This window comes from Nocardia sp. NBC_00511, from assembly GCF_045161165.1.
Classification (GTDB): domain Bacteria; phylum Actinomycetota; class Actinomycetes; order Mycobacteriales; family Mycobacteriaceae; genus Nocardia.
Map to the genome: position 1 here is coordinate 5,516,638 of NZ_CP107849.1, position 24,617 is coordinate 5,541,254.

29 protein-coding genes are annotated in these 24,617 nt (G+C 68.5%); 18 read left to right on the forward strand and 11 right to left on the reverse strand.

What is annotated here, in order from left to right; all coding sequences use genetic code 11:
* The first annotated feature begins 1 nt into the window (after window position 1).
* Window positions 2-478 (forward strand): hypothetical protein, encoded by a 477-nt coding sequence (locus OG300_RS25855; RefSeq protein ID WP_405485628.1) that lies wholly within the window; start codon window positions 2-4, stop codon window positions 476-478.
* A gap of 4 nt (window positions 479-482) precedes the next feature.
* On the opposite strand, the gene OG300_RS25860 is transcribed toward OG300_RS25855, so the two are convergent.
* Entirely contained in the window at window positions 483-1,007 is a 525-nt protein-coding gene (locus OG300_RS25860) for a hypothetical protein (protein WP_405485629.1), read from the reverse strand.
* Window positions 1,008-1,140: 133 nt separating this feature from the next.
* Entirely contained in the window at window positions 1,141-1,821 is a 681-nt protein-coding gene (locus OG300_RS25865) for a GNAT family N-acetyltransferase (RefSeq protein WP_405485630.1), read from the reverse strand.
* Window positions 1,822-2,259: 438 nt separating this feature from the next.
* On the opposite strand from OG300_RS25865, the gene OG300_RS25870 reads away from it, so the two are divergent.
* The 6 genes from OG300_RS25870 to OG300_RS25895 all read left to right on the forward strand — a co-directional run bounded on the left by OG300_RS25870 (window position 2,260) and on the right by OG300_RS25895 (window position 5,762).
* Complete coding sequence (locus tag OG300_RS25870; protein WP_405485631.1) at window positions 2,260-2,679, forward strand: helix-turn-helix transcriptional regulator; 420 nt, start codon at window positions 2,260-2,262, stop codon at window positions 2,677-2,679.
* A 31-nt stretch (window positions 2,680-2,710) separates the two neighbouring features.
* The gene (locus OG300_RS25875; protein ID WP_405485632.1) at window positions 2,711-3,121 is read left to right on the forward strand and encodes a VOC family protein; all 411 of its coding nucleotides are present in this window, start codon (window positions 2,711-2,713) and stop codon (window positions 3,119-3,121) included.
* Window positions 3,122-3,137: 16 nt separating this feature from the next.
* Complete coding sequence (locus tag OG300_RS25880; RefSeq protein WP_405485633.1) at window positions 3,138-3,875, forward strand: esterase/lipase family protein; 738 nt, start codon at window positions 3,138-3,140, stop codon at window positions 3,873-3,875.
* Between the two features lie 64 nt (window positions 3,876-3,939).
* Window positions 3,940-4,500, forward strand: a complete 561-nt coding sequence (locus OG300_RS25885) for a PadR family transcriptional regulator (protein WP_405485634.1) — start codon at window positions 3,940-3,942, stop codon at window positions 4,498-4,500.
* A 27-nt stretch (window positions 4,501-4,527) separates the two neighbouring features.
* Window positions 4,528-5,304 (forward strand): siderophore-interacting protein, encoded by a 777-nt coding sequence (locus OG300_RS25890; RefSeq protein ID WP_405485635.1) that lies wholly within the window; start codon window positions 4,528-4,530, stop codon window positions 5,302-5,304.
* An 80-nt stretch (window positions 5,305-5,384) separates the two neighbouring features.
* Window positions 5,385-5,762, forward strand: coding sequence for a YybH family protein (locus OG300_RS25895; RefSeq protein ID WP_405485636.1), 378 nt, complete (start codon window positions 5,385-5,387; stop codon window positions 5,760-5,762).
* A 1-nt stretch (window position 5,763) separates the two neighbouring features.
* Here OG300_RS25895 and OG300_RS25900 read toward each other — a convergent pair whose 3' ends face one another.
* Window positions 5,764-6,549 (reverse strand): amidohydrolase family protein, encoded by a 786-nt coding sequence (locus tag OG300_RS25900; RefSeq protein WP_405485637.1) that lies wholly within the window; start codon window positions 6,547-6,549, stop codon window positions 5,764-5,766.
* Window positions 6,550-6,581: 32 nt separating this feature from the next.
* On the opposite strand from OG300_RS25900, the gene OG300_RS25905 reads away from it, so the two are divergent.
* From OG300_RS25905 to OG300_RS25920, 4 genes are all read left to right on the forward strand, one after another.
* Complete coding sequence (locus tag OG300_RS25905) at window positions 6,582-6,986, forward strand: MerR family transcriptional regulator (RefSeq protein WP_405485638.1); 405 nt, start codon at window positions 6,582-6,584, stop codon at window positions 6,984-6,986.
* A gap of 89 nt (window positions 6,987-7,075) precedes the next feature.
* Window positions 7,076-8,386 (forward strand): DUF6882 domain-containing protein, encoded by a 1,311-nt coding sequence (locus OG300_RS25910; protein ID WP_405485639.1) that lies wholly within the window; start codon window positions 7,076-7,078, stop codon window positions 8,384-8,386.
* A 111-nt stretch (window positions 8,387-8,497) separates the two neighbouring features.
* Complete coding sequence (locus OG300_RS25915) at window positions 8,498-9,835, forward strand: S8 family peptidase (protein WP_405485640.1); 1,338 nt, start codon at window positions 8,498-8,500, stop codon at window positions 9,833-9,835.
* A 10-nt stretch (window positions 9,836-9,845) separates the two neighbouring features.
* Window positions 9,846-10,103: a hypothetical protein gene (locus OG300_RS25920; RefSeq protein WP_405485641.1), complete on the forward strand. Its 258-nt coding sequence runs from the start codon at window positions 9,846-9,848 to the stop codon at window positions 10,101-10,103.
* Here the strand turns inward: OG300_RS25920 and OG300_RS25925 are convergent.
* Window positions 10,088-10,342 (reverse strand): hexameric tyrosine-coordinated heme protein, encoded by a 255-nt coding sequence (locus OG300_RS25925; RefSeq protein ID WP_405485642.1) that lies wholly within the window; start codon window positions 10,340-10,342, stop codon window positions 10,088-10,090. The genes OG300_RS25920 and OG300_RS25925 overlap by 16 nt on opposite strands.
* A 290-nt stretch (window positions 10,343-10,632) precedes the next feature.
* Between OG300_RS25925 and OG300_RS25930 the strand changes: the two genes are divergently transcribed.
* From OG300_RS25930 to OG300_RS25940, 3 genes are all read left to right on the forward strand, one after another.
* A complete protein-coding gene (locus tag OG300_RS25930) occupies window positions 10,633-10,917 on the forward strand; it encodes a hypothetical protein (protein ID WP_405485643.1) in 285 nt (94 codons plus the stop codon).
* A 78-nt stretch (window positions 10,918-10,995) separates the two neighbouring features.
* Complete coding sequence (locus OG300_RS25935; protein ID WP_405485644.1) at window positions 10,996-11,199, forward strand: DUF1254 domain-containing protein; 204 nt, start codon at window positions 10,996-10,998, stop codon at window positions 11,197-11,199.
* Window positions 11,118-11,609 carry a DUF1214 domain-containing protein gene (locus tag OG300_RS25940; RefSeq protein WP_405485645.1) on the forward strand — a complete coding sequence of 164 codons (492 nt, stop codon included), beginning with the start codon at window positions 11,118-11,120 and terminating at the stop codon, window positions 11,607-11,609. The genes OG300_RS25935 and OG300_RS25940 overlap by 82 nt, the downstream gene beginning before the upstream one ends.
* An 86-nt stretch (window positions 11,610-11,695) precedes the next feature.
* Here OG300_RS25940 and OG300_RS25945 read toward each other — a convergent pair whose 3' ends face one another.
* Complete coding sequence (locus OG300_RS25945; RefSeq protein WP_405485646.1) at window positions 11,696-12,331, reverse strand: hypothetical protein; 636 nt, start codon at window positions 12,329-12,331, stop codon at window positions 11,696-11,698.
* 250 nt (window positions 12,332-12,581) lie between these two features.
* Between OG300_RS25945 and OG300_RS25950 the strand changes: the two genes are divergently transcribed.
* Complete coding sequence (locus tag OG300_RS25950) at window positions 12,582-15,710, forward strand: BTAD domain-containing putative transcriptional regulator (protein WP_405485647.1); 3,129 nt, start codon at window positions 12,582-12,584, stop codon at window positions 15,708-15,710.
* Here OG300_RS25950 and OG300_RS25955 read toward each other — a convergent pair.
* From OG300_RS25955 to OG300_RS25965, 3 genes are all read right to left on the reverse strand, one after another.
* Entirely contained in the window at window positions 15,694-16,473 is a 780-nt protein-coding gene (locus OG300_RS25955; RefSeq protein WP_405485648.1) for an ABC transporter permease, read from the reverse strand. The two genes, OG300_RS25950 and OG300_RS25955, sit on opposite strands and share 17 nt — an antisense overlap.
* Complete coding sequence (locus tag OG300_RS25960; RefSeq protein ID WP_405485649.1) at window positions 16,470-17,414, reverse strand: ATP-binding cassette domain-containing protein; 945 nt, start codon at window positions 17,412-17,414, stop codon at window positions 16,470-16,472. Before OG300_RS25960 ends, OG300_RS25955 begins: the two co-directional genes overlap by 4 nt.
* Before the next feature lie 93 nt (window positions 17,415-17,507).
* Window positions 17,508-18,203, reverse strand: coding sequence for a MerR family transcriptional regulator (locus OG300_RS25965; RefSeq protein WP_405485650.1), 696 nt, complete (start codon window positions 18,201-18,203; stop codon window positions 17,508-17,510).
* 113 nt (window positions 18,204-18,316) lie between these two features.
* Between OG300_RS25965 and OG300_RS25970 the strand changes: the two genes are divergently transcribed.
* Window positions 18,317-19,513 (forward strand): erythromycin esterase family protein, encoded by a 1,197-nt coding sequence (locus tag OG300_RS25970; protein WP_405485651.1) that lies wholly within the window; start codon window positions 18,317-18,319, stop codon window positions 19,511-19,513.
* Between the two features lie 6 nt (window positions 19,514-19,519).
* Here OG300_RS25970 and OG300_RS25975 read toward each other — a convergent pair whose 3' ends face one another.
* Window positions 19,520-20,434 carry an NADP-dependent oxidoreductase gene (locus OG300_RS25975; RefSeq protein WP_405485652.1) on the reverse strand — a complete coding sequence of 305 codons (915 nt, stop codon included), beginning with the start codon at window positions 20,432-20,434 and terminating at the stop codon, window positions 19,520-19,522.
* 25 nt (window positions 20,435-20,459) lie between these two features.
* Complete coding sequence (locus OG300_RS25980) at window positions 20,460-20,981, reverse strand: MarR family winged helix-turn-helix transcriptional regulator (RefSeq protein ID WP_405485653.1); 522 nt, start codon at window positions 20,979-20,981, stop codon at window positions 20,460-20,462.
* 95 nt (window positions 20,982-21,076) lie between these two features.
* Here OG300_RS25980 and OG300_RS25985 point away from each other — a divergent pair, with 95 nt between their 5' ends.
* The gene (locus OG300_RS25985; RefSeq protein WP_405485654.1) at window positions 21,077-22,546 is read left to right on the forward strand and encodes an MFS transporter; all 1,470 of its coding nucleotides are present in this window, start codon (window positions 21,077-21,079) and stop codon (window positions 22,544-22,546) included.
* A gap of 123 nt (window positions 22,547-22,669) precedes the next feature.
* Window positions 22,670-23,179: a hypothetical protein gene (locus tag OG300_RS25990; RefSeq protein WP_405485655.1), complete on the forward strand. Its 510-nt coding sequence runs from the start codon at window positions 22,670-22,672 to the stop codon at window positions 23,177-23,179.
* Window positions 23,180-23,185: 6 nt separating this feature from the next.
* Here OG300_RS25990 and OG300_RS25995 read toward each other — a convergent pair whose 3' ends face one another.
* Window positions 23,186-24,613 (reverse strand): MFS transporter, encoded by a 1,428-nt coding sequence (locus OG300_RS25995; RefSeq protein ID WP_405485656.1) that lies wholly within the window; start codon window positions 24,611-24,613, stop codon window positions 23,186-23,188.
* Window positions 24,614-24,617: the final 4 nt, after the last annotated feature.

The following is a 24,617-nucleotide window of genomic DNA, read 5'->3' on the forward strand; positions in this document are numbered from 1 at the left end:
GGTGTTCGACCCCTCCGAGCCGCCGGAAGCCGATCTGGCGCTGCTGCACAGCCTTCCGCATCCGGCCTGCCTGCACGACGGTGGCTATGACGTGGTGGCCGTGAACACGGCCTTCCGGCATCTGTTCCCGGGCTCCGGTCCCGGCGCGAATCTGATGACCGCCATCCTGCTCGAGCCGATGGCCCGCTACCGCCTCGGCGATTGGGAGGCGGAGGCGCAGGAGATGGTGTCGGTGTTCCGCGATTCCGCGCCCGGGCTGCGGCCGGAGCGGGTGGAGGAGATCGTCAATCTCTGCCGCCGGTCGCCGGATTGGGATCGACTGTGGCGCAACGAGGCCCCCGCCCCGGAACCCGGCGAGCGCACCGTGCTCATGCGGGAGCCCGAGGGCAAGCGGGAACGCCGGATGTATGTGCAGACCTTCGGTTTCCAGGCCCCGCAGCGGCCGTGGCGGCTGCTGACCGTGGTCCCGTTCGAATAGTCGTTCAGGCCTGCGCCGCAGGCACTTCGAACCAGCCGTCCTCGGGTTCGGCATAGCCGTGATACATCAGCGGGATGCGCCGGTCGACGCCGAAGTGCCGGTAGACCGCGAGCATGGCGGTCCGGACCGCGTGGTCGTGGAAGTCGTCGATGCGCCGTGCGCCCAGCCAGTGTTCGGGCAGCAGGGCCAGGCGGGTCATCTCGGCCGGATCGTCGCTGTCGAGTCCAATGGGTCCCGGGTCGGCGATGAAGTGGTCGTGCAGCACCGCGTGCAGGGTGCGCGGATCCCGCCGGGTGGTGTCGAACTCGCGGAACCGGGTGCGAATGGTCGGCGCGCTGTGCGCATGCAGCCAGTCGATGAGGTGCGGGTTGGGCCGGGGAATCGAGCTGGGCGACAAGGGCGTCTGTTCGAGCAGGTGCAGCACGCTGCCGCCGGGAACGCGAGGTTCGGGGACGAGGAACAGGGTCAGTACAGGGGTGCCGGAGACACCTTCGGCGAGGCAGACCTGGGTGTGCGTGGGGTCGGGCATGCGCCGCTCCCTTCGAAGACCGGGTTGCTGGGGCACCCGGAATTATAGTCGCTGAACATGGATCGGACCGACCGGTCTACCGGCCGATCCGATCCGTAGTTCGCGAGTTCGCTCCCCGACCGGGGAGCCGGGATCAGGCTCCGACCAACCGGCTGTGGTGCCGCGCGGGCTGCGAGGCCAGCTGTTCGCCGATGGTGGCCCGGACACTCTGCCACTCCTCGTCGAGGATGGAGTAGAAGGCGGTGCTGCGCACCTCGCCGTCGAAGCCGCGCGAATGCGCCCGCCGGACCCCGTCGCTGGTGGCGCCGAGCCGCTCGATCGCCATGCGGGAGCGCAGGTTTCGGACATCCGCCCGCATGGCGATGCGGCGCACCCGCCAGACGTCGAAGGCATGCTGCAACAGCAGCAGCTTGGACTCCAGGTTGATGCCTGTCCCGCGGGCCTCCCGGGACAGCCAGGTATTGCCTATCTCGGCGGCGTCCGGGACGGCGAGCAGCGGGTCCCCGCTGGGCGAGCCGTGTACCAGTGGCCACACCACCGGACCTTGCCAATAGTCGAAGCGGGAGAACCGGGTAGAGCCCAGCAACCGGCCGCTGGCGACGGCGACGATCGCGAAGGCAAGGGAGGTTCCGGCGGCATGCCCGGCGAGCGCCTGGGCGATGTAGTCCAGCGCCTCGTCCACACCGTGTGGGACAGGTGTGAACGCGTAATCGTCGCGGTTCCCCGCCGCAGCCTCTGCGAGACCCGAGGCATGCTGCGGCGCAAGGGGTTCCAGCCGTACCAGACGGCCAGTCAGAGTTACGGGTACGGGCACGTTCCCTCGATCTTTCAAGTCGGTCGGGGGCTCGCAACAGGCAATGGCCGCCCCGGCCACACACTCCGGAATCGACGAAACCAGTCCTGGCGCGCCAAGTAGCAGCATCGGATAGTGGGATGAACGATAGCGGAACAGCAGCGCACCGCGCCGCAGGCGGCGTGTTAATTTCCCACTCCACACCGCGCGTCGCACCGGCATTTCTGCTGTGTCATCCACAGGCTGCTTTCGGGGCTCCCGGCGCCCGTTCGGGCGACCGGTATTCGGAACCCGACCATCTTGAATGACTATGCGTAAGAACGTATTTCTACACTGAGAACGTTCGACCGTGACCTCATCATAGGGACGACGTTCACAGGGTTCGGATCCGGGCCTATCCGGCAGTGAATGACGACCGTCCGGTAGGCAACTCGGCGGTGAAGTGGCACGATTTCCGATGTGACCAGCAAGCCCACCGAGGAGCAGTATCTGAGCGATCTGAAACGGTTGCGGAAGGTTCGCGATCGGATCGATCGGGAGTACGCGCAGCCGCTGGATGTGGAGGCGCTCGCCCGCGATGTGCACATGTCCGCCGGGCATCTGAGTCGGCAGTTCAAACTGGCCTACGGCGAAGCGCCCTACGGGTATCTGATGACCCGGCGCATCGAGCGCGCGATGTCACTGCTGCGGCGCGGCGATCTCAGCGTCACCGACGTGTGCTTCGAGGTCGGCTGTTCGTCGCTGGGCACCTTCAGCACCCGGTTCACCGAGCTGGTCGGCATGTCACCGAGCGCCTACAAACGCGAGGCGGAGACCGAGACCGTGGGCCTGCCGACCTTCGTGGTCAAACAGGTGACCCGGCCGCTGCGTAATCGCTGAACTCCCGCGCCGGGCAACTAGCCTGGAAACCATGAACATCACGATTCATTCGAGCTTTCTCCCGCACAACGACCCCGAGCAATCCCTCGCCTTCTACCGCGATCTGCTCGGCTTCGAGGTCCGCAACGACGTGGGGTACAACGGCTTGCGGTGGATCACGGTCGGGCCCGTCGGCCAGCCGCAGACCTCGATCGTGCTGCATCCCCCGGCCGCCGATCCGGGCATCACCGACGAGGAGCGCCGCACTGTCGCCGAGATGATGGCCAAGGGCACCTTCGCCGCCATCCTCTTCGCCACCGAGGACCTCGAGGGCAGCTTCGAACGCATCCGCGCCTCCGACACCGAGATCATCCAGGAACCCACCGACCAGCCCTACGGCGTGCGCGACTACGCCATCCGCGACCCCGCCGGCAACCTGATCCGTGTGCAGCAGCTCGCCTGACCCGTAGGGTCGATGGATGAGAATCCGAAAGAGGTTGCGGGCCTGGGGCATTCCGGTCGCCCTGGCCGCGACCCTGCTCGTCGTCCCGACTCGGGCACAGGCGCTTCCCGCCGAAAATCCGGTCCTCATCGTGCACGGCTGGACCGCACACGGCGCGCTGCCGCTGGCCGCCGACTGGTCGGATGCCATGCGCGCCGCCCTGACCGCGGACGGGCATCCCGTCTATGTCGTGGATTTGCCGGGCGAGCTGAACATTCCCAACGCGGAGGCCATCTCCCGGGTCGCGCAGCAGGCGTCGGCCGAGCACGGGGGCGCGCGGATCGATCTGGTCGGGCACAGCATGGGCGGGCTGTCGGCGCGCTACTTCGCGAAGTTCCTGGATACCGGGCATCTGACCGCGCATTACGTCTCGATCGGCACCGGGCAGTACGGCTGGTATCCGACATGTCTGCTGCCGTCGAACGTCGGCGGGGAGATGTGCCCCGCGGGCACGTTCATCCGGCAGCTCGACCACGGTGACGACACTCCCGGCGACGTCTCCTACACCACCCTGCGCACCAGCGCCGACGACGGCGACAGCTTCCACACCACGGCCGACGACCTTCCGCTGCAAGGACATTCGTGCATGCTGACCGGCATCGATGGCGGACCGCACGCCGATGAGCCGAAGAATCCCACCGTGATCGCCCTGATCCTCGAGGCCCTGCGCGGGCACTGCCCCGGGCAGCTGGTGGACGAGCCGATCACCGAGTGAACGCCGGGTCTCCCGCACCCGGAGAGTATTGCGCGAGCTATATCTTGCGATATATCTTGAGCGAGTGAATCCACGTCGCTTCGCCGAGCTCGGCGGCTTCGGCCCCGGGTCGGGACGGTTCTTCGGGCCCGGCGAGTTACGTTGGGCGCTAATGGCATTGATCGCCGAGTCGCCCGGTCACGGATACGAGTTGATGTCGCGGCTGGAGCAGCGCTGCGGTGGGTCGTATCGGCCCAGCGCGGGCGCGGTCTATCCGACGTTGCAGCAGCTCGACGACGAGGGCCTGGCCATTCTCGAAATCGAGGGTGGGCGAAAGGTTTTCCACATCAGCCCGGCCGGTCGCACCGAGGTGGACGAGCACGGCACGGAGATCGCCGCCATCTGGGCGCGCGCCGATCAGCGCGGCGAGTGGGGGATGTTCCGCGACCCCGACGCCACCGAGATCATCGCGCCCGCAATGCGTTTGTTCAAGGCCGCGATCTCGGCGATCGCCCATTCCCACGGCGATCCGGCCGTGATCGACGAGGTGCGCGCGATTCTCACCGCCACCACGCACAAACTGCAGCAGCTGAAGATGGACGCCAAGCGTCAGCATCGCCGACGGCGCAGTCGGCACTCCGAGTGAACGACACCATGAATCGAAGGTAATCCCATGGCGCACACCGACAATCCCGTACAGACCGGCATCGGCCACCGCCCTTCCCGCGGTCTCGGCGATATCCTGCTGGACCGCTTCTTCACCACCGGCCAGGTGCTCGAGACCGAGCGGATCGCGGCCCGCACCATCCGCCTGCGCATCGGCGGCCCCGCCCTGAAATCACTGAGTTGCCTTCCCGGACAGCATGTCCGGGTGCTCGTCGACGGCGACGGGCTGCTGTCGCGGGTCGGCGATCTGCGCACCTACTCCGTCTGGCATTTCGACAAGGATCAGGGCGAACTGCACCTGTGCGTCCTCGACCACGGCGACGGCCCCGGCGCGCGCTGGGCCCGCACCGCCGAGGTGGGTCAGCAGGTCCGATTCCGTGGCCCCGAAGGCTCTTTCGTCCTCTACCCCGACGCTCCCTACCACCTCTTCGCCGGCGACGAGACCGCCGCCCCCGCCTTCGGCCCCATGCTGCGCGTCATCCCCGACGCCACCCCCGTGCACGGCGCGATCGAGACGGCGACCGAGGCCGACCGCCTCCCCCTCCCCCGCCGCGACGAACTGACGCACCCCCTGCGCGGATCCGCCTCGGCAGCGAGTTCCGAGGTGCTCCTCGAAGCGGTCCGCGCCCTCACACTGCCCGACACCCCCGGCATCGCCTACCTGGCGGGCGAGGCGCGCACCATCCAGAGGATCTCCAAACATCTTGTGCACGAACGTAACTGGCCCCGCCGCGCCGTCCGCACCAAGCCCTTCTGGACCCCCGGCAAGCGCGGCATGGACTAACCGACGGTTGTCCATTTCTCACCATGACGTGTCCAGTTTCAACCTGGCTGAAGGCGCCCTGGTTCGCACACGATGAACGCATGGAAATCCGAATCACCGAAGCCGCTCAACTCCCCGTCCTGTTCCAGCAGCGCCTGAACTCCGGCGACGTCGAGGGCCTCCTCGCCCTGTTCACTCCCGACGCGACCATGCGCACCACCACCGGCGCGATGATCACCGGCCACGCCGCCCTGCACCAGGAATTCACCGAAACTGTCTCCGCCGCAGCCGAACTCGTAAATCGCAGCCGCCACACCCTACTCTCCGCCGACACCGCCCTCCTGGTCACCGACTGGACCCTCCACCTCACCACCCCCGACGGCACCCGCATCTCCCCCACCGGCACCACCGCCAACATCGCCGTCCGCACCGCCGGCGAATGGCGCTTCACCCTCCTCAACCCCCTCGGCATCTCCTGAATCAGCGCCCGAGGAGGCGAGCGGGGTTGTCCTGGAGGATGGCGGTGAGCACCGGCTCATCCTCGATGGTCGCGCAAAGAGTGGCCAGGGCGGCGGCCGGGACACCATAGGGGGTGTTGGAGCCGAACAGGAGTTGGGCGGGGATTTCCGCGGCGGCCGCTCTGAGCACGAAGGCCTGGAGGGCGCTGGACACGTCCAGGTGAAGGTTGGGGTGGGCCTTGGCCAGGTCCACCGCGAGTAGGGAATTCAGGCCGCCGAAGGCTCCGATGATGATCGGGACGCGGGGGTGGCGACGGGCGAGCACTGCGTAGGCGCGCAGGTCGTCGGCGGTGTTGGGGGCGAACCCGTGCGCGAGGACGGGGATTCCGCCGTGGTCGTCGGCCAGCCGGACCATCGGTTCGATGGTGTGACCGGCGTCCGGGGCGGGGGTGAGTTCGCCGATGCCGACCATCGCGGGGTGACGCAGTTGTTCGTCGACGAATTCGATGAGGGTGGGTTCGTCCAGACTCAGTGGGGCCGCGGCCATTCCGAGTACTCGGCCGGGGTGGGCGTCGAGTGCGGCGCGGAGTTCTTCGGCAGGCCCGCGGAAGGCGGCGGGGTCGACGGCGGTGCCGGACACGACCTGCTGGAGGGCGGCGAATTCGGTGCGGACCTCGGCGAGGGTGCGGGCGCGTTCGGGGTGGACGCGAGTGGACAGCAGCACTGTCAGGTCGATTCCGGCTCGCTGGTCGACGATCAGCCGGGCTTCGAGGTCTGCGGTCACGTGGGCGTGGATGTCGATGGTCACGGCGGTCTCCCGGGGTTGCCTGGAATTTCGCCGTGACGGTATGGCTTGACGTCAGTGTCAAGGTCAAGTCGATCTACTGCGAGGGTGCGCCGATGCTGATCGGGGAACTGGCCGAGCAGGCCGGGGTGACGACGCGCATGGTGCGCCACTACGCGAATGCCGGGCTGCTGGCGAACGATCGGAACAGCAACGGCTACCGGGATTTCGGCGACGATCAAGTGGTCCGGGTGCGGCAGATTCAGGCGCTGCTGGGCCTCGGGTTGACCGTCGCCCAGATCTCGGACCTGCTGCCCTGCCTCAGCGACGCTCGCGAAACCCCGTCCTGCCCCGCGGCCCGCCGCGCGTTCGAGCAGCGCCTGCACAGCATCGACGCGCAAATCGACGCATTGTCGAGCGTGCGCTCTCGCATCGCGGAAACCTTGACGCCGTCGGTGTAGCGGTCGATTCAGGACGCGCCACCGCGTTCCTGGCCGCCTACCGCCCGGGAATCCGAGCGGCCCCGCGCCCGGCTGGTAGCGTCCGGGGCGTGGGGACATTCAGTACGGCATTGACATCTCTTGTGCGCGAAGACTTGCCGAAGGCGATGGAACAGTACGAGGTGTTCGGCCGCGTCATCGCGCCGGGACACACCCGGGCCGATGCGGAGGCGGCCAGGGTGTGGGTCGGTGAGCGCGCGTTCGAGCGGTCGGGGCAGCTGGGCTCGTTCGCCGAGGACGCCACCTTCATGTGGGCCTGGGCGAAGAGCGATATGCGAGGGCTGCCGGGGGTGGAGATCTCGGCCCGGCTGCGGGACATCGGGATTCGGCACCAGGTGCCCGAGTTCACCGAATCGATAGTGGATTTGAATCATTTCGAGGATCCGTGGCTGGCCGCCGACCAACTCGCCCTGATGGCCGTGGCCGCGCTGAAGGCCCGGGGGCTGACCAGGTTCAACCACGGCGGCCGGGCCTATACCTATCTGATCGTCGACGACGCGTCGGTGCCGGAGGCCACCGGTGGCGAGGGCGCCCGGAAGTACGACGGGCCCGCCGCGGAGATCCTCGCCGGAACCGCACCGCGCGTGGTGAATACGGGATGGACGGTTGCGCCCGGATCGCCGCAGGGCTTCTTCCCGGACGCGTTGCTGCCGGTACTCGCCTCCGGTCTGGCGGTCGCCATCGGGACGACCGGAAATCTGCTCGACGCAGTTCCCGAGCTGGCCGAACTTCCGCGGCGAACCCCCGTGTGGGACAGCGCCTCCAGGCTGTTCCACTACGCCGAGCAGCCTGAACTGACTTTCACCGCAATGGAAATCGGCCACTACGATGCCCGCAGCCAGCAGTGGGAATGGTCGGATTCCGGATTCGAGGGCAGCACCGCCGTCCGCGCCGCAGCCGTCGAGCACGGGGCAGATCACCTTGCTGCCCAACAGGTCTCACTGGCGTCCGCCCCGCGCGAGATGAATGCCGCCCACACCTTGTCCGCCGCGGCCGCCCATCGTGGCAACGCCCGCTGCTGGCTCCAGGTGCCCACCCCCACCGGCTACACCAGTCTGGCCCTCACCGACCCCCGCATCCCCCTCACCGGCACCGACCCGGACCACGCGTGCTCCCTGCTCGACCACGCCGCCAACCTCCTGCACCCCCTGACCCGCCCCAGCAACCGCTACCCCGCCATGCGCGCCCTGGTCACCGGCTTCCTCGAACACCACGGCGTAGCAATGCTCTACATCGGCGAGCCGTACTTCACCGGCGCCCTGTTCGGCCTCTACGAACTGCGCGCCGAATTCGGCTCCGAAGGCGGACTGATCCGCATGCACTACGACCTCATGGGCACACTCTCCTCGGCGATGCCCTAGCCCCTCCGGCGAGACCCTGCGCTCGGCGAACAGTGGATGAATTCGCCGCCGGTGGGGTGCGGATCCTGCCGAGCGGAGGCGCGCGGCGGGGAATGGCGGCAGGATGGCGGCATGCGTCTTCTGATTCAGCTTCGCCCGGCGGCCGAACTGGTTGCGGCGGTGGCAGATCCCGGGGTTGTGGTCCGATCGTCCGAATTGCTCGGCGAGTCGAGTGGGCTGGTGCTCGACGATTCGTACGCACCGGTGCTGGTGCCGGGGGTGGCGCCGGTGGCCACCGAATCCGAGCGGCCCGCCTATTCCGCGGCGCCCGAGGACGCGACGGTGGTGGTGCGCGGCGAGATACCGGACGCCGACCTCGCCGCGGGGATTCGGGTGTTGAACCGATCCGCCACTGTCGCAGGGGTATTCGCGGATCCGGTGATCGAGACCTGCCTCACCTGCGGTGGCGATCCGGCGGTGGGGACCTGGCACGATATCGAGGCGCGGCTGCATGTCGATCAGCTGGCGGCCGCGGGCCTCGACGGTTCGGGGGTGGCACTGGCCATCGTCGACACCGGGATCAATGCCGCGTTCGTGGCGAAGGTGCGCGGCACCGCGCCGAACATCGACAAGGCGCGCAGCTGGAATCCGGCGGGGGTGACAGGGACCGCCGGTGAGTTCCCGGTGGCGCACGGGTCGATGTGCGCGTTCGACACGCTCATCGCCGCGCCGCACGCCTCGCTGCTGGATATCCCGGTGTTGCAGAGCACACGCAAGGGCAGCACCGTGATGGACGGGCTGCTCTCCGATGCCGTGGCCGCGTACGCGCAGCTGCGCACCGTGCTGGCCGCACAGCCGGAATCCTCACGCGCACTGGTGATCAGCAACAGCTGGGGTGCGTTCTCGCCGCAGTGGGACTTCCCGGTCGGCAATCCGGGGAACTACTCCGACAATCCTTCGCATCCGTTCAATGTGATCGTCGGATCGCTCGAATCCGCCGGAGCCGACATCATTTTCGCGGCCGGAAACTGCGGCCGGGACTGCCCGGACGCGCGCTGCGCGTACACCAATCAGCCGATCGGCGGCGCGAATTCGCATCCCAGCGTGCTGAGCATCGGCGGCGTCGACGACACCGGCACCCGCGTCGGCTACTCCTCGCAGGGACCGGGCCGCTTGAGCGCCCGCAAACCCGACATCTGCTCCTACACACACTTTCTCGGCTCGACGGCCTTCGGCGCCACCGAACCCGACACCGGCACCTCCGCCGCCACCCCGGTCGCCGCGGGCGTGGTCGCGGCCATCCGCACCCAGTGGTCGGCGACCGCGCTGCCCCCCGCCCAGCTGCGAGCCCTGTTGCGCAGCACCGCGACCGACGCCGGAACTCCCGGCTTCGACAACGACTACGGCTACGGCGTCCTCGACTCCGCCGCCCTGCTCACCGCGCTGCGGAGCGCCGCCCCCCGCGCGTAGCGTGGACCGTATGCCGCTGCTGACCGTTCGGCTCCCGCGCGACGCGACCCTCGAGGTCGCGTTGCGCACCCTGGGACTACCGGCGAGCGACGTCGACACGGCATACGGCCTGATAGCCCTCGACCCCGAGCAGGGCCTGTACGCACTACGCGTAACCGACTCGGCCGCCACCCGCCTCACCGCGGCGGCCGAGCCGGATATCACGGTCTTCGCCGACCCTCGCATCGAAACCAGCGGCGAGGACGAGCAGGATCAGCCGCGCCAGTAGTCGTTGGCGGCGGCGATGGTCTGGAACTCCACGGCGACCACGTGGCTCGCGGCGATCAGGCTGTCGGGGTCGGAAGAGTAGACCGGGCGACCCTCCATCAGCTTGTCGAGGTCGGGCTGAATGTTGTGAATGGTGTGCCGGGCCAAGGTCATTGCCAGCGCACGGCCTTCCTCCGGGGTGGCCGTCAGCAGGGTGCCACCGGGGACGAGAACGAGTTCGGCGGCGGGCAGGTCGGTCATGACGACTCCTTCGATGTCGGATGGCGAACTGTGGTCGGCCGGATGGCAGTGGTGCTGACCTCCGCAACAGTCTGGTCGTCGCCGCCCACCACGAACGACAGCGGCGCGCCGGGCGGGAGTCGGGTCGTGGCGTGGCGCGGTCGACGAAGGCACGCCCGTGTCGGCACTGACCGGTGTGGGTACCGGTGAGGATTCAGTAAACTCCCAGCTATCTGATTTTTCGGTGTTAGCGTGGCTGCCGTAGCAGTTCACGGCACTTTCCATCGAACGAATCGGGACAGGTGACAGCTGTGGGCAAACATTCTTATCGGCACCCGGACAGCTATCGCGCGCATCGGCCCGCGGGGCGGCGGTCGGCGATTCCGGTGGTTCGAACCAAGCGCTGGGTCATCGGCGGCGCCTTGCTGCTGGCCGCTGTGCTGGGAGTGTCCATGGCGGCCTGCAATTCCGGTAACTCCGGCTCCTCCAGCGGGTCGTCGTCATCGTCGGGGGCCGCGTCGGATGCGCTGCGGGCAGCCGCGAAGGACGCCTACATTTTCGCGTATCCGGTGGTGATGAACTACCGGACCATGTAAAGGCAGGCCATCGACGGCGATCACGCGTTCGGCAAGTGGCTGCATCTGGGGCAGTCCACGCCGGACGACAAGGACATCGTGACGCCCAACAACGACACCCCGTACTCGTACGCGTGGGTGGATCTGCGGGCCGAGCCGTGGGTGCTGACGCTGCCCGCGATCGAGCCGAATCGGTACTCCACCAGCCAGTGGGACGACCTGTGGGGTTTCGTCCTCGACAATCCCGGCTCGGTGGTGGACGGCAACAACGGCGTCACGGTGATGTTGGCCGCGCCCGACTAGCTCGCCACCCTCGGCATCACCCGCGGGCAGCCGTTCGACCAGAGCAAGCTGGATTCGAAGGTCCGCGATGCGCTCGCCGCCGGTGTCACCGACGGGCAGCAGCAGTTGCAGAAGCTGACCGAGGGCGATATCGACTCGGCGAAGATCTTCGACAATCGCGCCGGACTGGACACCTGGCGGCCAACCCCATCAACCGCTATTCGATCGGCAGTGCCACGCCCGGGATGAAACCCGGTCCCGACGGCTCGCTCACCATCCACACCTCCGCCAAATCCCCTGGCGCAGAACAGGAAAGCAACTGGCTGCCCGCCCCCGAGAGCCCCTTCTACGTGGTGCTGCGCACCTACGGCCCCGAAGAGCCGCTGCTGCAACACACCTGGCAGGCCCCCAAGGTCGACAAGCAGAGCTGATTCGGCCGAGAGACTCCGACTCGGCGGCCGTGGATGACGACGCCGGGCTGCGATCGAGGACCACACCCGGCGTCCATCCCCGGCAGTCACGCCGCGGCGGTGTGCTGAACGATGATGTTGCCCATCGAGGTTCGGGCGATCACGTGCACGGTGTCGCCGTCCTCCGCGACCGGGGCCAGCCGGTTGGACACGTTGCCGGTCTGGGTGCTGGTCTCCACCCGCGCCGCGCTGCCGGGACGGATGCCGATCTCCAGGTCGCCCATCGAGGTCTCCAGCCGCATGACACCGCGTACCGCTTCGCCGATGCGGATGGCGCCCTTCGAGGTCTTGGCGGTCACCGAGCCCTGCGGCTGCGAGACGACGATGTCGCCCATGGCCACCTCCATATTGCATTCGCCCAGTTCACCATTGCCGGTGATGGTGCCGACCCCGGTGACCGCGGCGACTCGGGAGCCGGTCGGCACCTCGATGGTCACCTCGATGGTGGGGTTGCCGCCGAACGGGGTGTGGGTGCGCCAGCTCTTGGGGGTCTTCACGGTCAGGGTGCCGTCGGCGAATTCGACGCGGGTCTGTTCGGCGGCGCGGACATCGGCCTTCTTGGCCGGGTCGGCGGGGCGGACGGCGACCACGGTGTCGGTGCGGTCGGAGGCGATGACGGTGACATTGCCGCTCAGGGCATCGGCGTTGACGGTGATGGGCGCGGGGGTCTGGAAGACGGACATGATGGAACTCCTCGACTGCGTGACTTCGGTTGGGGTGTGAATGTCGCTTCCGGCCAATTCATTCGGCCGGGGCTCGTTCATGTGACTACTGTCGCGAGTCCGCCTGATACCGACCTGACGTCGCGCTGACAGCCCGGCTGATGCGACATTCGCCCTGTTCAGAGGCATGCGACTGCGGCAGATCGAGCCGGGTGAACCTCGCAAACCGGGCCACGCCCCGCCGCCCGGGAGTGCACGGCAGAATGGGCGGGTGCAGATCGCGATGCTTGGACCGCTCGATATCCGGGCAGACGACGGTGAATCGATCGAGGTGCCCGGCGTCAGGCTGCGGACCCTGCTGATCGCGCTGGCCCTGGAGCCCGGCCGGGCGGTGTCGAAAGCCAAACTGGTGGACTGGATCTGGGGCGAGCAGCCGCCCGCCGATGTCGCGAATGCCTTGCAGGCCCTGGTCTCTCGACTGCGCCGGGTGCTGCCGCCCGGGTCCATCGATGTGCAGTCCGGGGGCTATCAGCTCACCGTGCGGCCCGACGATGTCGACGCCGTCCGCTTCGAACAGCTCCTCGACCGGGCGCGCACCAGCGGCGACGCGCAGCAGGCAGAGCTGCTGCGCGAAGCCCTCGAGCTGTGGCGCGGTCCACTCATGCAGGACATCGCGGTGCAGGACAGTGAGGTCCTCGACGCGGTCGTCACCCGCTTCGAGGGACTGCACCTGGCCGCCCTGGAGGACCGCTTCGAGGCCGAGCTGCGGCTCGGTCAGGGACCCGAATTGGTCACCGAGCTGACCGAACTCGTGGCGCTGCATCCGCTGCGGGAACGCCTGGCCGCCGCTCTCATGCGGGCGCTGGGCACGGCGGGCCGGGGCACCGAGGCGCTCGGCGTCTACCAGCGGACCCGGGAGAACCTCGCCGACGAACTGGGCGTGGACCCCTCCCCGGAACTGGCCGCACTGCATGTCGCGCTGCTGCGCGGCGAGGTCGGCGCGCGGGAGGAGGACCGGCGCACCAACCTGCGGGCCGAGCTGACCAGATTCGTCGGCAAGCAGACCGATATCGCGGTGGTGCGGGAACTCATTGCGGCACACCGGCTCACGACGTTGACCGGTCCCGGTGGCTCCGGCAAGACCCGGCTCGCCGTCGAGACCGCGCGCACCCTGCTCGACGATCTCCCGGACGGGGCCTGGCTGGTCGAACTCGCGCCCGCCGACGCCGACGGCGATCTGGCGCAACCGGCACTGACCGCGCTCGGATTGCGCGACGCCCTGCTCGGCAGCGCCCCGAACGCGGAACCGATGGAACGACTCATCGCCGCCATCCGCGACCGCGAGACGCTGCTCATCCTCGACAACTGCGAGCACGTGATCGAATCCGCGGCCGCGTTCGCGCACCGGCTGCTCGGCGAATGCCGTCGACTGCGCATCCTCGCGACCAGCCGGGAACCACTCGGCATCACCGGCGAAGCGCTGTGGCAGGTGCAACCGCTGACCCTGCCCGCCGCCACCGCGAACCCCGGCGAGATCGAATCCTCGCCCGCCGTACAGCTTCTCCTCGATCGCGCCTCGGCGGTGCGTCAGGATCTCACCGTCGACGCGCCCGCCCTGGCCACCATGGCCCGGGTCTGCCGGGCGCTGGACGGCATCCCGCTGGCCATCGAACTCGCCGCCGCACGGCTGCGCACCATGTCCCTCGAACAGCTCGCCACCCGGCTCGACGACCGCTTCCGGCTGCTCACCGGCGGCAGCCGCACCGCACTGCCGCAGCATCGGACGCTGCGCGCGGTGGTCGACTGGAGCTGGGAGCTGCTCACCGACGCCGAACGCACCGTGCTGCGCAAGCTCTCGGTCTTCGCCGGTGGCGCGAGTCTCGAAGCGGCCGAACAGGTTTGCGTGGGCGACACCGTCGAGCAGTGGGAGGTCCTCGAACTGCTGACGGCACTGACCGAGAAGTCGCTGCTGCTGTTCGCCGCGGACGGCGGACCCCGCTACCGGATGCTCGAGACCATCAAGCAGTACTCCCGCAACCGGCTCGTCGAAGCGGGAGAAGAGGATTCGGCGCGGCACGCGCATCTCGCCTACTTCACCGGACTCGTCGAAACCGCGGAACCGCACCTGCGCCGCGCCGAACAGCTGACGTGGCTCGCCACCCTCGATGCCGAGCACGACAATATCGCCGCCGCCATGCGCGGCGCGCTCGCGACCGGCGACGCCGCCGAGGCCATGCCGCTCGCGGCGGCCGGTGGCTGGTACTGGTGGCTCAGCGGGCGCAAGGCCGAGGGCCTGGAGTTCGTGGTCGCGGCCGCCGAACTGCCCGGCGAGGTGGACGGCGAGGTCCGGGCCACCGTGTACGGGATGGTTGTGCACTTCCTGAGCTCCGGCCGCAACGACCAGTACCAGCTGGTGGAGTGGATCCAGAAGGCCTACGCGGCGGCGCACGGCGGCCGCGCCGTCCATCCGGCGACCGCGTTCGTCAGCGCCCTGGAACGCATGCTGCGGGGGCCGGAGGAACACCTGCCCGCCTTCGAAGCGCTACTCGCCGACGAGGATCCGTGGGTGCGGGCACTGGCCCGGCTGCAACTGGGCAAGCTGCGGATCGTGCTCGGCTTCGAAGTCGCGGAGGCGGACGCCCATCTGGAGACCGCGCTCGCCGAATTCCGGGCCGTCGGTGAACGCTGGGGCATCTCGTTCGCGCTCAGCGAGCTGGCGGGGCAGATCGCCATGCACGGCGAATTCGCCCGCGCCTGTGCGCTTCTCGACGAGGCGATCGTGGTCGTCACCGAGGTCGGGGCGCTCGAGGACGCGGTGCGGATCCGGTCTCGACAGGCCCAGTTGTATTGGCTGCTGGGCGATTTCGAGGCGAGCACCACGGCGATGGCCGAGGCGCAGCGCAGCGCGGACCAATCCGCCTGGCCCAACGCGCTGGCCGAGGTGGCGCTGGCCAAGGCCGATCTGGCCCGGTGGAACGGGGACAACGTCGAGGCCTACCGGCAGATCGAGATCGCGACCGGCCTGCTGGGCGAGGAGGCCGAACAGCCGAATATCAGTGCGCTGGTGAGCGATCAGCTCGGTTACCTCACCGATGATCTCGCCGCCGCCCGCACCCATCACGCCGCCGCCTACCGCGCCGCCACCGCGGCGGGGCACGCTCCGCTCATCGCGCTGGCGCTGATCGGAATCGCGGATCTGGCGCTGCGGGACGGGCACTACGAGCGCGCCCTCGGTCTCCTCGCGGCCAGCAGCGCGGTCCGCGGGCAGACCGATCGCTCCCAGCCCGACGCCGCGCGCATCGAGCGGGACGCACGAAATCGCCTCGGTGACACGAAGGTCACCGAGGCGATGGGGGCTGACAACTGGCAGGAACTGGTGGCGATCACGCTCGCTTGTTGAAAGTCGAACGCGACCACAGGTATCCGGCGATGGCGAACCCGGCGCACCAGGCCAGCGCGGCCGCGGTGTCCCCGCCCGAGGGGTGCCCGTTCAGGAAGCCGCGCAGCGACTCGATGATCGGCGTGAAGGGCTGGTACTGCGCGAATTGCCGGATGCCCTGGCCCATTTGGGCGGCGGGGACGATCGCGCTGCTCACGAAGGGCAGCATGATCAGCGGCACCACCGACATGCCCGCCGACTCCGGCGTCTTGGCGGCCATACCCAGTGCGACGGTCAGCCAGGCGGCGCCGAACGACGTGGCCAGCATGATGCCGATCGCGCCCAGCCAGTCCAGCGCGGAGGCCGCGGGCCGGAAACCCAGTGCGAAGGCCACTCCGATGACGGCCGCGATGGCGATCACATTGGTCACGATGGTGGCGATCACGTGCCCGGTGAGCACCGCGCCGCGAGAAACGTCCATGACCTTGAAGCGGTTGATGATGCCCTTGGCCATATCGGAACTCACCGATACCGCGGTGCCGGAGAGCCCGTAGCTGACGGCCAGCAGGATCATGCCCGGTGTCGCGTAGTTGATGTAGTGCTCGCCGACATTGAAGGCATTGCCGAAGACGTACACGAAGATCAGCATCATCACCACGGGCATCAGCGCCGCGTTGAAGATCGCGACCGGGGTGCGGGCGATGTGTTTGAAGTTGCGCCGCAACATGATCGACGAATCGGCCAGCGAGGCGGACAGGGTGGCGGGTGCGGTCAGGGTGCTCATTGTGCTTCGGCCTCCGTGGTGGCGTGCCCGGTCAGGGCGAGGAAAACGTCATCGAGATCAGGGGTGTGGATGGAGACCTCGTCGGCCTCGATCGAGTGTTCGGCGAGCCGGTCGAGCAGTCCGCGCAGGAACTTGCTGCCGCCACTGCCGGGGACCTGCAGGGTCAGTGCCTCGTCGTCGCGGGTGGAGCCGGCCAGAATCCGCTGTGCCGCTTCCAGATCCGTGCTGTCGGTGAAGCGCAGCAGGATGTGACTGCCGGGCAGGCGCCGCTTGAGTTCGGCGGAGGTGCCCTCGGCGACGATGCGGCCCTGGTCGAGTACCGCGATGCGGTCGGCCAACTGGTCGGCCTCCTCCAGGTACTGCGTGGTGAGGAAGATGGTGACGCCGTCGGAGGTCAACTCCCGCACGATCTCCCACATGGTGCGGCGGCTGCGCGGATCCAGGCCGGTGGTCGGCTCGTCCAGGAAGACGATCTGCGGCTTGGTGACCAGGGTCATCGCCAGATCCAGCTTGCGGCGCATGCCGCCGGAGTAGGTCGAGGCCAGGCTGCCCGCCGACGCGGTCAGCTCGAAGCGCTCCAGCAGGCCGGTGACCACCCGCTTGCGTTCCGCACCGCGCAGGTGGTGCAGATCCGCCATCAGCTGCAGGTTCTCCACGCCGGTCAGCAGATCGTCGACCGCCGCGAACTGACCGGTCACCCCGATCGAGGCCCGCACCGCCCGCTGTTCGGTCGCGACATCGTGTCCGGCCACCCGGGCCGTGCCACCGTCGGCGTTCAACAGTGTGGTCAGCAGGTTCACCGTGGTCGTCTTGCCCGCCCCGTTCGGGCCGAGCAGCGAGAAGATGGTGCCCGCCTCGACCTCCAGGTCGATTCCGTCGAGGATCGTCTTGTCCCCGTATGCCTTCCGCAGCCCCGAGGCTGCGATCGCTGCGTTGTTCATGCCAATACCGTCGCGGGAGCGGCTGATACGGACCTGACACGCACCTGACGCATGCCCTGACATGGTCCTTTCGACCCGATCAGGGGAGATCGCTCAGGGGCGATCGAGCAGGGTGAGGTAGGCGTCGAGCTGGGCCGCGCCGGACACCAGGTGGCGGCTGCGGGCGGTGAGGCGCTGCTGCCAGGCATCGAGGAAGGCGGTCAACGCGGTCGCACCGCCCGCCTCCCGGAGCACCTCGAGGAATTGGGCGGCCCGGTGCAGCGGGTAGCCGCCGCGGCGCAGCTGGGCGGCGATCTCGGCATCACGCACGCCGGCCGGGTCGTACTCGCGATAGCCGGTGCCACGTCCACGCCGCGGCCGCAGGATGCCGTGGGTCTCCCAGGTGCGCAGGGTCGCCGGGTGCACGCCTAGGCGGCGGGCCAGTTCACCGATCGTCAAGGGGCGACCGGGAATCGGCGCCGGATCGGTGGTGGACAGGCTGTTCAGTGCGGTCGCCACCTCGGCGCGGGTGCCGCGTTCGGTGAGCAGCGCGACATGGGTGGCGTCGATGAGCCGGTACGCGAGATCGGTGTCGCCGGTATTGACGGCACGCATGATCTCCGCCGCCTGCTGATGTCCGTGACCGGCGCGCAGGGCGAGGAACGCGCGCACGGCCTGGGCGTGCACGGCGGTGTACTGCCGATAGCCCGAGTCGCTGCGATCGGCCGGCGGGAGGATGCCCGCCTCGTCGTAGTTGCGGATCGCCTGCGCGGACAAACCGTGCTCGCGGGCGAGGTCGATGGGACGCAAGTGCTACCTCCCTTTGAGGGTTCAGCCAGGGTTTTCCCTGACTTCTCCGCGAAAGATTCACATGATTGTTCAACGATACTGTCGAAGGCAGAGCCATTCGGGAAGGGGTACTCATGTCCACAACCACCACGCTGCGCGAGGTCGGCCTGCAGATCGCGGATTCAGCGAGCCTCGGCGATGCCTTCGGCACACTGCTCGGTACCCGCACCGCGGCGCCGATCCTGCTCGGGCTCGGCGAGCCCACCCACGGGATCGAGGCATTTCCATTGCTGCGCAACGAAATTCTCGGCCATCTCGTCGAAAACGGGTATCGGTCCGTCATTCTGGAGACGGACTTCTTCGCCGCGTCCATCGTCGACGACTACATCGCCGGGGGCACAGCGGAACTCGACACCGTCCTCGCGACCGGGTTCAGTCACGGTTTCGGGTCGGCGCCCGGCAATCGCGAACTCGTCGAGTGGCTGCGCGCCTACAACGACGGCCGAGCGCCGCGAGATCGCGTGCGCTTCTACGGATTCGACGGTCCGGTGGAGTACGCGGGCGCGCCGAGCCCGCGTGCGGCGCTCGCCCGGGTCATCGACTATCTGCCCGCCGGATTCCGGCCCGCTTCGGCGCACGATATCGACGACCTGCTCGGCCCGGACGCCGACTGGACCAACCCGGCGGCCATGTACGATCCGGCCGCGTCCATCGGAGGCTCCGAATCCGCTCGCGCCCTGCGTATTACGGCCGACGATCTGGTCAGTGCCGTGCGGCGTGCCGCACCCGTCCTGCGTCCCGCCGACCCGGACGGCTACGACACCGCCCTCGCCCACGCGCGCACCGCGCTGGCCCTGCTGCGCTATCACGCGGCCATGGCCGAACCCGGTCCCGATCGAATCTCGTTGCTGCTCAGCCTGCGTGCCGAGATGATGGCCGACAACCTGTCCGCGATCACGGCCCGTGAGCAGGAGCGCGGACCCGGCCTGGTCTTCGCGCACAACTCGCATCTGCGGCACGGATCCGACGAAGCGAGCTGGGCGAATGCCGGGGCGCTCGTCGGTCTCGCCCTCGCCGAGCGCTACCTGTTCGTGGCGACCGACGCGACCCTCGACTGCACACCGGGGACCCTCCAGCACGCCCTGGCCGAGGCGACCGATCAGCGCGCGCTGTTCCCGGCCGCCGCCGTCCGATCCGCCCTGCCTGCATCGACGGGTACTGCGAAACCGATTGTCCCCGGGCATATCCCGCTCAATCCCGGGGATCTGGACGGGACCGAGGCGGTCATCTTCCTCACCGGTGTGGACGGCACCCAGCACCAGTACTGGTAACCCGGTTCAGCCCGCGGCGGGCTCGACGACCAGCACGAGCTTGCCGCGCACCCGGCCGTGCTCGCTGGCCCGGTGCGCCTCGGCGACCTCGGCGAGCGGAAAGGTCCGGACCTCCGGGAGGACGAACTTCCCGGACGCGATCAAATCGCCGATCTCGCCGAGCACATAGGTCGCACGGCCGGAATCCCCGCGGCTGAAACGCACTCCGTGCTCCTGCGCACCGGCGAAGTCGGCGAGCGTCACCACCTGCGCTGCGCCACCGGCGAGTTCGATGAGTTCCGGCAGCACGCCGCTGCCCGCCACATCGAGCGCGCCGTCGACACCGCCGGGCGCGACCGCGAGCACCCGCTCGATCAGCCCGTCCCCGTAGGCGACCGGTTCGGCCCCCAGGGTGCGCAGATAGTCGTGATTCGCCGGGCTCGCGGTGCCGATCACCCGCAGGCCACGCGCCCGCGCGAGCTGCACGGCGGCACCGCCGACGCTGCCGGAGGCCCCGTTGATCAGCACCGTGCCGCCCGCGGCGAGCCCGAGCTGATCGAGCCCGCGCGCGGCCGTCTCGAGGGCGGCGGGCAGCGCGGCCGCCTCGGCGAAGTCGAGTTCCGCCGGAATCGGCGCGTAGTGGCTGAGCACGGCTGATTCGGCCTGCGCCGCCCCGGCTCCGCCGACCCCGAAAATCCGTTCTCCCACAACCACATCCGTCACCCCCGCCCCCACCTCGTCCACGATGCCCGCCGCCTCGTAGCCGAGGGTCTGCGGCAGCTCCGGGTCCATCAGCCCCTCCCGCTTCTTCCAATCGCTCGCATTGACCCCGGCCGCCCGCACCGCGATCCGCACCTCACCGGGTCCCGGATGCGGCTCGGGCAGCTCCACGATCTCGAGCACCTCCGGGCCACCGAACCGACTGAACCGGACAGCCTTCATGATTCGCTCCGATCTCGCGGGATTGTCAGTCTGCTTGATTTTCGAGTTGTTTCGCAGCGCCGCGGGCCGACTTCGCACGACGGGAGGTGGGGGTGGGGAGCTCGCGCAGGCGCTGGACGTGCTGGTCCTGAATATCGCGATTGAAGGTGAGGAAATCGACGATCAACTCGAGCTGCTCGGGCGTGTAGCGATCGAGGACGCGGCGCCCGGCTTCGTCGAGGAAGGGGGTCATCAGCCCGTAGGCGCGCACGGTGGCGTCGGGGGTGATGTGCACGACCACCTTGCGGCGATCGGTGGGATGCGGTGCGCGGGTGAGGAATTGGAGCTTCTCCAGGCGGTCGAGCATCGCGGTGACGCTGCCGGTGGTCAGGCCGAGCCGGTCGCCGAGTTCGCCGGGGGCCACCCCGTCACCGGTCAGCAGGATCTCCAGGCAGCGCAGGTCGGTCTCGTTGACGCCGAGCAGGCGGGCCAGTTCGCGATCGAAATCGTCGACCGTGGACTGGTAGTGCTGGACGGCCGCGCCCAGTCGCTCCTCGATGGACCCCATTTCACTTGACATTCAAGATACTACCCTTCATGCTGACAATTAGCTTGATATTCAAGGTACTTGATATCTGAGATATTTGGAAGGAGTGACGGGTCATGTCGTTCAGTACAACCGACGCCACCGATACCGCATCCGGCGACCTCGACCAGGCCACCCCCTACCCCCGCCGCTGGGCCGCGGCCTTCGTGATGATCCTGGCCGCGCTGCTGGACATGATCGACGGCTCGATCGTGAACACCGCCCTGCCCTCGATCGGCACGAACCTGCACGCCACACCGGCCGAGCTGCAGTGGACCGTGTCGGCGTACATGCTGGGCTTCGCCGCGACACTGATCATCGCCGGGCACCTCGGCGACCGCTACGGACGCAAGACACTGTTCATGACCGGCGTCATCGCCTTCGCGGCGGCCAGCCTCGCCAGCGCCCTCGCCCAGGACGCGACCATGCTCGTCGTCTCGCGCGGGATCCAGGGCGTCGCCGCGGCCATCCTGATGCCGCAGGTGCTCGCCTCCTTCCGCACCATGTTCGACGAGCACGAACGCGGCAAGGCCTTCGCCCTCTACGGCGCTATCGCCGGATTGTCCACGGCCGTGGGCGTGCTGCTCGGCGGCGTGCTCACCGACTGGAACCTCTTCGGCTGGGGCTGGCGCACCATCTTCATCATCAACCTGCCGCTCGCCGCGCTGGTGCTGATCCTGGGCGCGCTGTGGATCCCCAGCTCCCGCGACAACGCCTTCACCGGACGCATCGACCTGCTCGGCAACCTGATCCTGGCCGCCGGACTGGTCGCGATCGTGCTGCCGCTGGTCCAGGGGCGTTCCAACGGCTGGCCACTGTGGGGATGGCTGTGCCTGGCCGCCGGAGTCCTGGCCGTCGCCGCCCTCACCTTCACCGAGCGCCTACGCAGGATCGAACACCCACTGCTGCCCGCGAGCCTGTTCACCAAGCCCGCCTTCAGTGCCGGGCTGCTCATCCAATTGCTGTTCTACGGCGGCATGTCCGGCTTCATGCTGGCCTTCACCATCTGGCTGCAATCCGGTCAGGGCTATACCCCCACCCAGGCCGGACTGCTCATGGTCGCCTTCAGCACCGGATCCATCGTCGCGGCGCCCGCGGTCGACCCGCTGGTCGAGAAGATCGGGCGCAACGTCATGATCCTCGGCGCGCTCATCATGGGCGGCGGGTTGCTGTGGGTCCGTCACGCGATCCAGGCATCGGACCAATTCCACACCGGCGCATGGCCGTTGGTTCCCGGTCTGCTGGTGGCGGGTGTCGGCCTGATCTTCCTGATCATCCCCCTGGTCAACACCATCCTCAGCGCCGTGCCCGCCGAGCTGGCCGGAGGTGCGTCCGGAATCCTCTCCACCGCACAGCAATTCGGTGGAGCCCTCGGGGTGGCTGTGATCGGCAACGTCTTCTTCTCGCACGCCGACCGAGGCCTCACCACCGCCCTGGTCCACGCGGCTCCCTGGGCAGTCGGGGCGTACGCCCTGTGCGCGGTGCTGTGTTTTGCCCTGCCCCGCAAGGCAGTCGGCAATCACGCCGACGAAGCGACCACGGTGTGACCCCGGATGTCTCGCCCAAGGAAGTCGGGGCACACCGGTTTTCCGAAGTAAATCCATTTCACAACTGAGGAAAGCTAGGGTCTGTCGACCCCGGACGAAGGGGTCCGAACAGGAGTTCCACGCATGCCCGATCGAACCCCCTCACTTCGCCGCATCGGCTGGAGCGCAACCACTTTCGCCGTGGCCGCCGCCATCACCGCACTATCCGCACCCCCCGCGTTCGCGACCGTGGGTCCCGTCGATGTCGAGGATCCCGCGGGCTACGGCACCCCGGACTCGGCTCCCGTCGCGGGCCAGCTGTACCGGGTCACCGCGGACGCCGATATCAACCTGATCACCAGCGGGACCGTGACCTTCTACGACAACGGTCAGTGCATCGCGAGCGCACCCGAACCCCCGACAGTCGGCCACACGGGTATCCGCAACTTCAGCTTCGTCTACTGGGTCCCGACCGCCGGAACCCACACCCTCACCGCGGCCCAGAACGGCCGCACGGCCACCACCACGGTGACCGTGACGGCCGCCTCCGCCGGATCCACGCCCGCACAGCAGCCCAAGCAGCCCGGCTGCGGTGGCGGCGGCAGCCTCGACCTCGGCAGCGTGAACCTGCTCCCCGGCAGCTCCGGCCTCTGAGCCGAACTACGTCGAAACCGTTGCCACAGCGCCCTCTTCGGCCCGATCGACAGTGTCATCCGGGTCGGCGGGGGCGTGCCCCGTCCACAGGATGGCGATGGTGACGAGGCCGACGACGATGCCGACGGTGCCCGCGGTGATCCAGGCGGCATCGAGACCGCGCAGGTGGTCACCGACCTCGCGCGGGTGCGAGCTGCCCGCGGTGGTCGCGAACACCGAGCCGAGCACGGCAATGCCCAGGGCGTAACCGAATTCGCGTCCCATGTTCACGGTGCCCGACGCGACACCCGCCTGTTCGGGCCGCACCGACGCGAGCGCGACCGCCGCCAGCGGGGGCGAGGCCACGCCGACCCCGACGCCGATCACGAGCATCGCGGGAAGTATTGCCGTCCAACCGGATCCGGGCCCGATCAGCAGCAGTAGCAGTGCGCCCACACCGACACCGACCAGGCTCGCGCCGATGGTCAACGCCGGGTGCAGCCGGTCGAGATGCTTGCCCATGGAGCCCGTGACGACGAACGACACCGCCGCCATCGGCAGCATCGCCAGGCCGGTTTGCAGCGCGTCGAGACCCAGGATGTTCTGCGCCCAGATCGAAATCAGCGGTGTCACCCCGAAAGCCGCGAAGCTCTGCCCGGTCGCACCGACGACGCTGCCGGTGAAGGGACGTATCTTGAACAGGCTCAGCGGCAGCATCGGCTGGGCGACAACAGTTTCCGTCACCAGGAACAGTGTCAGGAACACCGCGGACGCGGCGAAGGACACCAGGGTGATCGCGTCGGTCCAGCCACTCTCACCCCCGCGAATGATGGCGAAGGTCAAGGACGCGGCGGCCCCGCAGGCCGCAACCACACCCAGGACATCGAGGCGAACGCCGTCACGACGCGTGTTGACGAAGGCCGTCAGCGACAGCGCCACCGTCACCACCGATACCGGGATATTGACGAAGAAGATCCAGCGCCAGCTCAGCCACTGGGTCAGCATGCCGCCCGCGACCATGCCGAGCCCGGCCGAGGCGCCGGCCACCGCACCCCACACCGCGAACGCCGTCCCTCGGTCACGGCCGGAATAGGTGATGTGCAGCAGGCTGACCGTGGTCGCGAACATCGCGGCCGCCGCCACACCCTGCACCGCCCGCGCCGTGATCAGCACGTCGATATTCGGCGCAAGGCCTGCGAAAAGCGATGCGGCCGCGAACAATACGGTTCCGATGAGGTAGACGCGCTGGTGTCCGAAACGATCCGCGAGGGTGCCCGCCCCGATCACCAGTGCCGCCAGCGCGAGCGCGTAGGCGTCCAGAACCCATTGCAGCGCATCGAATCCGGCGTTCAGGTTCCGCTGGATGTCGGGTAGCGCGACGATCACGATGGTGATGTCTATCAATAGCATCAGGGTGCCGAGGCTGACAGCGAGCAGCGGCTTCCATTTCTGCATGGTG